This window comes from Candidatus Eisenbacteria bacterium (assembly GCA_016930695.1).
Lineage (GTDB): Bacteria > Orphanbacterota > Orphanbacteria > Orphanbacterales > Orphanbacteraceae > JAFGGD01.
Map to the genome: position 1 here is coordinate 62,389 of JAFGGD010000026.1, position 11,810 is coordinate 74,198.

An 11,810-nucleotide genomic window follows, 5' to 3' on the forward strand; every position below is an offset into this window, starting at 1 on the left:
GTAAGGGCGCGCGTGCGTTTACGAGCAAAAGAGTAAAGCGGGGAAACGATTCATGCCGGAAGGACGCCGGGGGGCGCGCGCTCATGACGAGACGCTGACCGGGGAGCACCGCCTCGGCGACGCCGGGCAGGCGATCTTCGCGGTTCTCTTCGCGGCGGTTTGGGTCGCCGACGCGTTCTTTCTGCGCGCCACCACCGGCGGGAACGGCGTCGTCCCCTTCGTGGTCCGCGCGCCGATCGGCGTCGCCGTCCTGATCATCTCCGGATGGATGGCCCGCACGGGCCTCCGGATCGTCTTCGGCGAAAAGAGGGAGAAGCCGGAGGTGATCCGAAAGGGGGTTTTCGGCGTGGTGCGACACCCGATCTACCTGAGCGAGATACTCCTGTACCTCGGACTCCTTCTCCTCAGCCTCTCGCTCGCGGCGACGGCGGTCTGGATCGCGGCGACGCTCTTCCTCGTTTTCCTCTGTCGCCACGAGGAGCGCCTCCTCCTGAAACGTTTCGGCGAGGAATACGCCCGCTACATGCGCGACGTGCCGATGCTCTTCCCGAGGCTCCGCCGGAAATAGGTCGTCCCGCCGTGCGCCGTTTTTCCTACCGCTCTTCCAGCCGCTTCAGCATCTCCGCGGCGTGCTCGAAGCCGGGGTCGACGGCGAGCGCCCGCCCGTACATTTCGACCGCCCGCTCGATCTCGCCGCGCGCAGCGAGCGCTTCGGCGAGCGAATCGTAGGCGTTCGCCGATTCGGGGAACATCTCCGCGTTCAGTGCGAAGAGGGCGATCGCCTCGTCGGTGCGGCCGTCCCCGAACAAGGCGTAGCCGAGGCCGTTCAGTTCGTTCTCGCCGAAGTCGTAACGCTCCGGCTCGCTCACGCGCAGCTCCCGGTATCGCGCGACCGCCGCGTCGATCCCCTCCGCCTCGAAGGCATGCCGGACCGCGAGGGCGACGGACATCCGCGGTTCCCTTTCGTATAAAATATCGACGATTCCCTGCGCCATGGAGGGGAGGGCGTTTTCATACAAATTGGCGATCAGCACGACCGCGATCCGGTCTTCCGGGATGCGCCAGAAGACGGTGTAGAAACCGTCCCCCTGGCCGGGGTGGCGGATGAGCGTTCTTTCGGCGCCTCCCGGGCCGAGCGGAGCGCGCAACACGAACCACCCGAAGCCGTAATTCCCCAAGCCGGGCGTGAACATCTCTTCCCGGGCTTCATCGGAGAGGACGATGTCGGTGTAGAGGGAGCGGTCCCAACGATAGAGATCCCGCACCGTCGAGCGGAGGCCGCCGGCGGAGGCGGCGAGCGTGGCGTGAACGAAGGGAGCCTTGCGGATCCCGTCCGTGCTTCGCTCGTATCCCTCGGCACGCATCGGCAAAATCACTTCGGGGTGATCCATTCCGGTGTGAAGGAGACCGGCCGGCTCCAGGATGAGTTCGGCGAGGACTTGCTCGTAGGGTCGGCCGGCCACCTCCTCGATCACGGCGCCGAGGATCAGGTAGGCCGCGTTGTTGTAGCCGAAGCGCTCCCCCGGTTCCCATTCCAGATCGCCGCTGCAGTAGGTCTCCACCTCCTCGCGAAGGGGCATGGGAGAGCAGGCGCGCTCCGCGATGAGACGGGGAACACCGCTCCGGTCGATGCCGGAGGTGTGGTTCAACAGTTGGCGGAGTGTGACGCGCGCTCCCGTGTCGGCTCGGTACCAGGGAAGCAGGTCGGAGAGGTGCGCGTCCAACGAGAGCCGTCCCTCGCCGACGAGGCGCATCACCAGAGCGGCGGTGAACTGCTTGGTCACCGAGCCGATCCGGTATCGCGCGTCCGGGGCGTTCGGGATCTCCCACTCCCGGTTCGCGAAACCGTATCCTCTTTCGAGAAGCACTCCTTCGTCGTCGGCGATGAGGGCGACGCCATGGAAGGCGTCCATGCCGGCGTGGGCGGAGAGCCAGCCGTCGATCCGCGCCGCCCGATCGTCCCGGACCGGATCTCCGGCGGACGCGGTCGCGGCGGAAAGAACAAGAGCGCCGATCAAAAACGCGAGTATGCGTTTCATCCTTCCTTCCTCCCCTCTCTCGTCGTCGATTCGGTCTCGGCGGTTTGGTCATTCCTACGAGTCGCCCGCCGGGACGGTTTCGGGCCGGCGGCCGGCGCGCCGCTCTCCACGCGGTCTCCGCCGCCACCATTCTCCACGCCCGCGCCAAACTTCTGCCACATCCGGAGTGTACTCTTTTTCCGCGGACGGGATTCGACGCTCCTTCACGGCGGCACGGAAAGGAGAAAAGGATGGATGAAAAATCGATGAACCGGCGCGCGAGGGCGATCGGTGCGTTTGCGACGGCGGCGATTCTCACGGGATTCGGCGCGGCCGGATGCGGCGGGATGAAGATGGATTCCCTCTGGCGCGACGGCGGAGTGGTCGTCGACGGCCGGAACGAGGAGTGGGCGGACGCGATCGTTTACTTGGAAGACGCGGGCGCCTGCGTGGGCGCCTACAACGACGCGGAGAATCTTTACCTCTGTTTGATCGTCGACGGAACGGACCTGAGAAGGCGGATGCTCGGACGGGGATTCACGCTCTGGATCGACGCATCGGGCGGCAAGGAGAAACAGTTCGGCGTCCACTATCCGCCGGGGAGCGGCCGTTCCGGAGGCGCGCCTCCCGAGAGGGGCGGCGCGGAGGAGCCGGGCGTTCCGGGCGGGGATTCCCTGCAAACCGGCGCCGGGAAAGGAGGGGCGTCTTCCGGCGGTTCTCTCGGGGATCGAACCTGGGAGGAGCTGCGGAAGAAGTGGCCCGAGATCGAAGTGATCGGCCCCGGCAAGAACGAACGGCACGCCATCGCGGCGGCGAACGGCGGAAAACTGGAGGTCGCGCTCGCCGTGGAGAAGGGGGCGCTCGTCTATGAGTTGCGGATTCCCCTCCCGTGCGACGCGGATCATCCCTACGGCATCGGTACGGAGCCGGGCGCTTCGATCGGGGTCGGGTTGGAGACGCCCGGGATGGAAGCGCCCAACGGCGGACGGTCCGCTCGCGGCGGCGGCGGTATGGGCGGTCGCGGCGGTGGTCCTCCGGGAGGCGGGCGGGGCGGTCGCGGCGGCGGTCCCTCCGGGGGCGGCATGCGCGGCGGTCCTCCGAGCGGCGACCGGGGAGGATCGGCCTCCGAAAAGACTCTCGACGCGTGGGGGAAGATCCATCTGGCGGCGGGGGCGTAGGCTGGGCTACAATTCGGGCGCTTCGAACATCGACGTTCACTATTCCCAGGGAGTAGCCGATGAGCAAACGAACGCCCTATCCGCCGGTATTCTGGGTCGCCAACATGATCGAGGTCCTGGAGCGATTCGCCTACTACGGCATCTATTTCGGCTTCGGGATCTACATGGAGCACCTCGGTTACTCGAGGGGACAGCTGGGGATCATCCAGAGCATCTTTCTGGCGATCTCCTACTTCATTCCGGTGATCTCCGGGACATTCGCGGATCGCTACGGCTTCAAGAAAGTGCTGATCGTTTCGTACGTCGCCTATCTGCCGTCGATCCTCCTTCTGATCTTCACCGAGTCCTTCTCGGGGATCGCCCTCACCATGCTCAGCATCGGGTTCGCCGCGGGGATTTTCAAGCCCCTCATCTCCGGGACGGTCCGAGCGGTGACGGACGGCACCAATAAAACCCTCGGCTTCGGTATCTTTTACGCCATGGTGAACGTAGGCGGCAGCTTCGGCCCCATCGTGGCCGGCAAGCTCCGGGCGATTTCCTGGCACTACGCCTTCATCGCCGCGGCGATCACCATAGGCGTCATGTTCCTCGTGACCCTCTTCTTCTACAAGGAGCCCAAGAGGGAACTGGAAGGGGCGACCCTGGGCCAAAAGTTCAAGGACATCGGCACCGCCCTTTCGGACGTCAAGTTCGCCGTGTTCCTCGTCCTCCTCGGGCTCTTCTTCTGGCTCCCCTTTTGGGCGTTCTTCAACCTGTGCGCGGTCTATGTCGACCGGAACGTGGACACCGCCAGCCTCTACCGCGCCGTGCGGAGCGTCTTCGGGACCGGTTTCGCCAACTTCTTCTCCCACGAGGTGGACGGAACGCCGCGGATTCTGGGCGAGACGATCTCCCACACCGGCTATATCATTATGATCGTGCAGATCTTCATTTCGCGTGTTTTCGAGAAGTTCAAACCGATCCCCTCCTTCCTGGTGGGGCTCTTCATCGCCGCCACGGGCTTCGTCGCCTTGGGCCTCGCCAGCACCGGCCCGGCCCCCCTCGTCTTCCTCGGGATCTTCCTCTTCGCCGTCGGCGAGATGATCTCGTCGCCGCGGATCCAGGAGTACATCACTTGGATCGCGCCCAAGGAGAAGGCGGGGCTCTACATGGGCTCCAACTTCCTCTCCGTCGGGATCGGCGGGCTGACGAGCGGTGTGATCTACACCAACCTCTCCGGCGTCTTCATCGACCGGGGGCACCCGGAGCACATCTGGTACACCCTCGCCGTCCACGTGGTCGTGGGGATCTTGGCGCTCGTGATTTTCCAGAAGGTGGCCGGCGAGTTCCGGGAGCAGGAAGAGTAGAGAAGAGAGGATCGATCCACCGGATGTAAGGATGGAGGGCGGTGCCGCGGGCGGTGTCGCCCTCTTTCCATCCCCCTCGAACCTCTTCCCCGGCGCCTTTTGTTCGCCGAGCGGCCTCCCAAAGTCGATCTTCACGTTTCCCAACATGTTCCGGGGGTTCGGGGCTGTATCTTCACCTATTCTGCAGAACTCCCCCAGGTAAAAAACCTCCTCCCTCGATACGGTTCGAGTGAACGTCGAAACACGCCGGGGGGCCCGGCCCCATCCCGGCACGAGGGAATCCAGGAAAGGAGGCATCTGATGCGCGCATCACCCATCTTGTTGTTATTATTTGTGTTGGCGTTTTCGTCGGCGTCCGCGGACGATCCGGCCCAGACCGACTGGTCGGGAGGACCGGGGACGGTCGGGCCGGTTTCCGACTGGGGGAATGTTTTCGATTCCGCCGACAGCGTCTCCTGGCTCGCCCTTCCCGGACAGATCGCCCTCCGGTCGGTTCGCCGGGTGCCGGTGGAGACGCTCATCACCGACGCGTACATGGGGAGCTTCGGTGTTCACGCGGCGGACGTCGACGGCGACGGGGACATGGACGTGATCGGCGCCGCGGATTTCTCCGGCCTGGTGCTCGTCTGGCTCAATCAGGGGACCGATCCGCCCACCTGGACCGAACAGACCGTGGACGACGATTTCGCCCACTGCCAGGACGTCTGGCCCGCCGACCTGGACGGGGACGGGGACGTGGACATCGTCGGGAACGCGACGGGAACGCTGAACCGGATCGTCTACTGGGAAAACGACGGGGGGAATCCGGTCGTCTGGACCCGCCGCCTCATCGAGCCCTACTGGTCGACCGCCTACGAGGTGTGCGTCCATGACGTGGATCGGGACGGACGGCTCGACGTGATCAGCGGCTCCATGAACGACGCCGAGGTGGCCTGGTGGCGGAACGAGGGGGGAACGCCCCTCTCCTGGACCAAGCAATGCGTGGACAGCCTGCTCGCCGGCGTCCACTCGGTGCGGGTCGCCGATTTCGACGGCGACGGGGACGAGGATCTCGCCGCCGCCGCGGCGGAGGCGGATCAGATCGTCTGGTATCGGAACGACGGAGGCTCCCCCTTCCAATGGAGCAAGTTCGTCATCCGGGAAAACTACGAGGGAGCCCGTTCGGTCTGCCCGGGCGATTTCGACAACGACGGCGACCAGGACCTGATCGGCACCTGCTGGCAGCAGACGCTCAGCCTCTGGCGGAACGACGGGGGCGACCCGATCGTCTGGACCGAGGAGATCATCGACTCGATCTGGCAGGGGGGGCACCATGTCGACGCGGCGGACATGAACGGAGACGGCCTCCTGGACGTGGTGTCGGCCGCGTTCGTTCTGAACGACATCAAGTGGTGGGAGAACGGCGGCGGCGACCCGATCCAGTGGACCAAGTGGCACGTGGACCGCAACCTCGGCGGGGCGGTCAAGGCGCACGCCGCCGATCTCGACGGCGACGGATCGATGGAGATTCTGGGGAGCGCCTGGAACACCGGCGTGTTCGTCTGGTACGAAGTCAGCGATTTCGTCACCTCCGGGGAGCTGGATGGATCCGTGCTGGACACCGGCGGCGACGGAGCCGTCACCGGCGTCGATTGGACGGCGGACGCGCCCGCCGGAACGTCGCTCCGGTTCCGGGTTCGCTCCTCCGCCGATCCCCTCGACTTGGGGGATTGGTCCGCGGAGATCACCGCGCCGGGGGACCTCCCTTCGCCGGCCGCCCGCTATTTCCAGTATAAAGTGATTATGGAGACGGTCGACCCGGACCACTCCCCCATTCTGCGCGACCTTCTCTTCTCCATGGACGCCACGGCGGTCGGATCGGGGGCGCCCCCCGCGGCCGATCTCTTTCTCGAGGCGCGGCCGAACCCGTTCAATCCGTCGACGACCCTCGTCTTTTTTCTTTCCCGGGAGGAGCGTGCCCGGCTCCGCGTGTACGATCCGATGGGACGTGTCGTTTCCGTGCTGAAGGATCGCGTTCTCCCCGCCGGCGAACACGCCTTTTCTTGGAACGGAAAGGACGCCCGCGGCCGGCCGGTCCCGTCCGGCGTCTATCTGGCGCGGCTGGAAACGGAGGGGCGCGACGAGTCGAAAAAGCTCGTCCTGATTCGGTGAGAATCCGGATCAGGGGAGGTCGCGGACGAGGGAGAGGTCCGATTCGGATCGGTCGATCCGGTCGATCAGGATCGACCGCCCGTCGGGGGCGATGTCGAGGCCGAAGAGGGCGCCTTCCCCGGCGGGGAGGGCGCCCAAGCTCCTTACGGAGTCGGCGGCGTAGTCGAGGAAGCCGATCGACAGGGGCGATCCGCTCCGGACGAAATAGAGGCCCCGCTTCGTCTCCTTCCAGAAGGAGCGGAGCGCCCCGTCATGGTCGATGTCAACCAGCGTCTCCTCCGGGCCGCCGCCGAGGGGCGTTTTCCAGATCCCCCCCGATCCGATCCGCGTGAAAATCAGAGATTCGCCGTCCGCGCTTTCGGCGGCGCGGATCACGTCCAGATTCCTGACCGGGACGATTTCTCCCGTGCCGTCCGCGGGAACGCGCTGGAGCGTCTCCCCCTCTTTCCCCATCGTGACGAGATAGAGGGCATTCCCGTCTCCGGTCCATCCCGCCAGGTATTCATCGGGACCGGCGAGTGTGCGCTCGATGGCCGCGCCGTCCACCACGTCGATGACCCAGACCGATGACCGGTCCGCCGAGGTGGTGCGCAGGGCGACGCGCGATCCGTCGGGAGACCAGATGGGAGCATTGGGGACGGCCGTCTCGAAACGGGAGAGCCGCCGCGGGTCCTCGCCGCTGCGCCCGCAGACGAACAACTCCGGTTGCCCCGTCCGGGTCGACAGGAAGGCGATCCGGTCCCCCTGCGGGGAGAGTCGGCTGTCGTAGTCGCTTCTCGTCGAACGGATGACCGGCTCCTCGCCCTCTCCCGGCCCGCCGAGAGGGGCACGATTCACGCTGCACTCGAGGATCTGTTGCTCGAAGACGAGGACGCCGGTCTTTCGGGCGATACTCGGGCGGAGGGCGCGGCGCTCCCGGGTGAGGTACCGCCGGAGGGGAGCGCCGGAGAGGAACGCTTCGCCGAGGAAGAAGTCGCCGACGAGCTCCGTGCCGGAGCTGAAAAAGAGGCTTTCGCCGCCGGGCGTCCAGTCCACGCCGCGGATGTATTGTCGCATGTGGGTGAGGGCGGTGGTCGAACCGGTTTCCCGATCGAGAACGAAGAGGTCCTGTTCCCCTCGGGACGGACCGCGGAGAAAGGCGATCTTCCCGCCGTCCGGTGAGAAGGCGGGCGTGATGTCCCCGGTCGAAAGGTCCGGCGGTTCGGTGGCGGGGGAGATCGCGCGGTCCTCGAAAGAGTAATAATACAGACGGCGGAGGGCGATCTCCGCGTCCCACGCCGAGAAGACGAGCAGGCCGCCGTCGGGCGACCAGTCGAGGCCGTACGCCTCCGCCTCGAGGCGGACCAGAAGACGCGACGGGCCGCCGATGGCGGGAACGGTGTAGATGCCGTCCTTCTCCGGTCCGGCGACGAAGAAGGCGATGGTCGTCCCGTCCGGAGACCAGGCGGGGTAGTACTCGTCGCCGGGCAGGTCCGTCAAACGGAGTGGGGTTTCGGTGTTCACCTGTTTGAGGTAGAGGTCGTAGCGCTCTTCCTCCCCGGCGTCCCAGGCGAAGGCGACGGCGCGCCCGTCCGGCGAGACCGCCGGCGTGATTTCCCGTCCCGGATAGCTGGTGAAGGGGACGGCGTCGAGGAGAAAGGAAGAGGCGGACGCGCTTTCCCGTCCGTCCGGGAGCAGAAGGAGGAGCGCCGCGGCGAGGACCGCCGTAGGAACCAGGAAGGCGACGGCCAACCTCCACGCGGTTCGCCCGCGCCTCGGAGTCGCGTCGCTCGGGGCGTCGTCCGCGTGAAGGTCCACGGAAGCGACGAGACGGTAGCCCGTTTTGGGGATGGTTTCGATGTAAAGCGGGGAACGCGATTCGTCGCCGAACACGCGGCGGAGCTTGGAGACGGCCTGGGTGAGCGATTCCTCGTTCACCACCACGTCCCCCCAGATCGCCTCGATCAGTTCGCCCCGGCCGACCGCCTCTCCCGCACGGTCGGCGAGGAGGAGGAGAAGATGCATCAGCCGCGGTTCGAGGCGCTTGGTCTTTCCGCCGCGCTCCACGCGGTTCAGGCGGGGGCGAACCGTCCACTCGCCGACGCGGAAAGCGGTCGGAGGATCGGACGGGAGAGACGGACCTTTCGGACTATCGAGCAAGGCGGATGTCTCCTCTCGGAAACCACCATACGCGAAAAATTCTCTCTCCGCTTGCGCGAAAATGAGCGCCGGAGCGGGGGTTCGGGCCCGGCGGCGCGCCGGGCCCGAACCGTCGCGTACTAGAGAGGATCGCCGTCGGCGTCCGTCTCCTCCGGGGCCGGCAAACCGAGACCGCTTAGTTGGCCGAGCACGGTCTCCCGGTCGCCGACGAGAACCAGAAGAGCCCGATCGAGTGGGACCGATCGGGGCGCGAGCGCGTTCAATTCGTCCTCGCCGACGCGGGCGATCCGGTCCAAATCCTCGCCGACGGAGGAGAAGGGGAGTCCGTTCAGATCGCGGATCTCCGCGGTCCGGATCAGGCCGCCGAGTCCCTGGAAACTCTGGATGGCGTCCATGCGGTTCGTCTCCCGCGCCTTGAGCGCCTCCTCGGCGGTGATGTCGCCGCCGCGCATCCTTTCGAACTCCTTCAGGAATTCACCGATCGCGGCGCCGGTGGCGTCCGCCTGCACGGTGGAGTAGGCGATCAGATAACCGGTGGAGGGCTCCATTAAAAAACGGGAGCCCGCGCCGTAGGTGTAGCCGTGCTCCTCTCGGAGATTCCGGTTCAGGCGGCTGGTGAAGCTCCCGCCGAGGATCGTGTCGAGCAGGCGGAAACTCTCCCGGTCCGGATCGGCGTAGCGGGGGGCGGGCATGAAGAAGCGGATCACCGTCTGCGGCGCCCCTTCCTTTTGGATGAAGAGAACGCGCGGCGCGCCGTTGGCCGGCGGAGTATATTCGATCGCCTCGGCGGGCCGGAAGCCGGCCGGGTTTTCCCATGCCCCGAAGGCGCGCTCCAGCTCCCGCTCCGCTTCCTCGCGGGTCAGATCGCCGGCGGTGTACAACTCCGCGTTTCCCGGCGCGAAGAGACGCCGGTGCGCCTCCCGTAGATCGTCCACGGTCAGCGAGGAAACGGTCTCCTCCGTCCCCTGCAGCGGGGGGCCGTAGGGGTGGTCCCCTCCGAAAAACGCGCGCTGGCCGACGCGCCAGGCGACGGCGCCGGGGTTGTCCTTCTGCTGCAGCAGCTTCTCGATGTGGATCGAGAGCACGCGTTCCCACTCCTCCTCGTCGAAGCGGGGGCGGCGCAGGGCGTCGGCGTAGAGGTCGAGCGCGCTCCGGAAATTGCGCTTGAGGACCGAAAGATCAACGAGCGCGTATTCACGGTCCGTTTCGGTGTCGATGGAGGCGCCCAACAGCTCCAACGCCTCGGTGAAGGCGACCGCGTCCCGGTCTCCCGCCCCCTCGTCGAGCATGTCGGCGGTCAGGAAGGCGAGACCCGGCCGGTCACCGTCGACGTGCGCCGAGCCGGCGCGGAAGAGGGCCGAGACGCGGACCAGGGGGAGTTCGGCGCGCCGCCAGTGCTTGACGCGGATTCCGTTGGAGAGAGTGAAGGTCTCCGGCTCCTCGGTCCGGAAGATCTTGGCGGCGCCCATGCCGGGACGCTCGTCGCGGGCGGCCAGGTACGCCCCCTCCGACTCGGGGACCACGCGCATCACGAGGCGCGCCTTCGGATCGAGCGTTTCGCGAACTACTCGGCGCACCTCTTCCACGGACGCCTTTCTGTAGCGGTCGAGGTCGCGGCGGAAGGAGTTGGGCTCCCCGAAGTAACGATCGTAGGTGTTCAGCATGTTCGCCTTCCTAACGAGCGATTGCAGCCCGTTCAGCTGGGCGAACTCGTAGGTCGCCTTATGTCTCTCCAGTTCCTCCTCGGTCGGGCCTTCCTCGCGGAAACGTTCGATCACTTCGTCGGCGATCTCCTCGATCCGGTCGAGCGACGCTCCCTGCCGGGCGGTGATCATCACATAGAAGAGGGACCCCAGTTCGAGCGATCCCTGAAAGACAGCCACGTCCGTGGCGAGCCGCTCCTCCCGGACGAGCCGGTCGTAGAGACGGCCCGCATCGCCGGTGCTCAGCACCTCGGCGGCGAGGTCCATCTCCGCGTCGCCGGGGCCGAACCGGGCCGGGCTGTGATAGACCAAGTAGGTTCGGGCCGCCTGCACGTCGTCGGCGTAGACGACACGCTTCGCCTCGGCGAGGCGCGCCGGCTTCGAAGCGGCGCGGAGTGGATCCGGTCCGCGCGGAATGGTGCCGAAGTACTTTTGAATCAACGGCTTGGCTTCCGCCGGGTCGAAGTCGCCCGCCACGACCAGCGAGGCGTTGTTGGGCACGTAGTACTGGGCGAAGAAATCCTTCACGTCTTGAAGGGACGCGGCGGCGAGGTCTTCGTGGGTACCGACCACGTCGTAGTGATAGGGATGGGTGCGGGGGTACATGAGGCGATTCACCTCGAACTCCGCCACGCCGTAGGGGCGCATCTCCTCCCCTTCCCTCTTCTCGTTCCGGACCACGTCCCGCTGCTTGTCCAGCTTCTCCTGGGTCATGCTCCGGCCCAGATCCTCCATCCGATCCGCGTCGAGCCAGAGGAGGGTCGGCAGGAGGCCGCTCGGGCCGTAGGAGAAGTAGTTGGTTCGGTCGTGCCCGGTGGAGGCGTTGTTCCACCCGCCACCCGCCTCCATGATCTCGTCGAAGTCACCGCCCGGCACCCGTTCGGTCCCCATGAACATCAGGTGCTCGAAGAGATGGGCGAAGCCGGACAGCCCCTCTCTTTCGTCCTTGGCGCCCACGTGGTACCAGATGTTGACGCAGACCGCCGGCAGGGAGTGGTCTTCGTGAAGGATCACGGTCATGCCGTTTTCCAGCTCGTACTTTTCGTAGGCCACGTCCTGGGCGGCCGCCGGAGCGGCGAGGAGGAACGCGGCGAGGATCATGAGCAGCGCGCATCGTTTCATCGGTCATCCCTCGCGAGGAAAGAGTTTCGAAGCGTTCTGGGCGGGCATGAAACCAGGATACCACGATCGATCCTTTAGACGGAACGGCGAGGAGAACGGTTCATTTCGGGCTTTCCCGGCGGCGTGGGCCGCTTGTGGGAGCGATCCGGGGCG

At 66.2% G+C, this 11,810-nt stretch carries 7 protein-coding genes; 4 read left to right on the plus strand and 3 right to left on the minus strand.

Annotated elements, in window-relative coordinates; genetic code table 11:
• Nucleotides 1–52: 52 nt before the first annotated feature.
• Nucleotides 53–568, plus strand: a complete 516-nt coding sequence (locus JW958_04485; protein ID MBN1825502.1) for an isoprenylcysteine carboxylmethyltransferase family protein — start codon at nt 53–55, stop codon at nt 566–568.
• Between the two features lie 25 nt (nt 569–593).
• Here JW958_04485 and JW958_04490 read toward each other — a convergent pair whose 3' ends face one another.
• Entirely contained in the window at nt 594–2,039 is a 1,446-nt protein-coding gene (locus JW958_04490; GenBank protein ID MBN1825503.1) for a class A beta-lactamase-related serine hydrolase, read from the minus strand.
• Between the two features lie 230 nt (nt 2,040–2,269).
• Here JW958_04490 and JW958_04495 point away from each other — a divergent pair, with 230 nt between their 5' ends.
• The 3 genes from JW958_04495 (at nt 2,270) to JW958_04505 (ending at nt 6,693) form a co-directional block, all read left to right on the plus strand.
• Nucleotides 2,270–3,196 carry a hypothetical protein gene (locus JW958_04495; GenBank protein ID MBN1825504.1) on the plus strand — a complete coding sequence of 309 codons (927 nt, stop codon included), beginning with the start codon at nt 2,270–2,272 and terminating at the stop codon, nt 3,194–3,196.
• Nucleotides 3,197–3,255: 59 nt separating this feature from the next.
• Nucleotides 3,256–4,542 carry an MFS transporter gene (locus JW958_04500; protein ID MBN1825505.1) on the plus strand — a complete coding sequence of 429 codons (1,287 nt, stop codon included), beginning with the start codon at nt 3,256–3,258 and terminating at the stop codon, nt 4,540–4,542.
• A 300-nt stretch (nt 4,543–4,842) separates the two neighbouring features.
• Nucleotides 4,843–6,693, plus strand: coding sequence for a T9SS type A sorting domain-containing protein (locus JW958_04505; protein ID MBN1825506.1), 1,851 nt, complete (start codon nt 4,843–4,845; stop codon nt 6,691–6,693).
• Between the two features lie 9 nt (nt 6,694–6,702).
• Here JW958_04505 and JW958_04510 read toward each other — a convergent pair whose 3' ends face one another.
• Nucleotides 6,703–8,832, minus strand: coding sequence for a PD40 domain-containing protein (locus JW958_04510; protein ID MBN1825507.1), 2,130 nt, complete (start codon nt 8,830–8,832; stop codon nt 6,703–6,705).
• Between the two features lie 119 nt (nt 8,833–8,951).
• Nucleotides 8,952–11,657 (minus strand): insulinase family protein, encoded by a 2,706-nt coding sequence (locus JW958_04515; protein MBN1825508.1) that lies wholly within the window; start codon nt 11,655–11,657, stop codon nt 8,952–8,954.
• Nucleotides 11,658–11,810 lie beyond the last annotated feature (153 nt).

Coding starts and splice junctions, on each gene's coding strand:
- JW958_04485 (MBN1825502.1), top strand. CDS start 53: ATGCCGGAAGGACGCCGGGGGGCGCGCGCTCATGACGAGACGCTGACC.
- JW958_04495 (MBN1825504.1), top strand. CDS start 2,270: ATGGATGAAAAATCGATGAACCGGCGCGCGAGGGCGATCGGTGCGTTT.
- JW958_04500 (MBN1825505.1), top strand. CDS start 3,256: ATGAGCAAACGAACGCCCTATCCGCCGGTATTCTGGGTCGCCAACATG.
- JW958_04515 (MBN1825508.1), bottom strand. CDS start 11,657: ATGAAACGATGCGCGCTGCTCATGATCCTCGCCGCGTTCCTCCTCGCC.
- JW958_04490 (MBN1825503.1), bottom strand. CDS start 2,039: ATGAAACGCATACTCGCGTTTTTGATCGGCGCTCTTGTTCTTTCCGCC.
- JW958_04505 (MBN1825506.1), top strand. CDS start 4,843: ATGCGCGCATCACCCATCTTGTTGTTATTATTTGTGTTGGCGTTTTCG.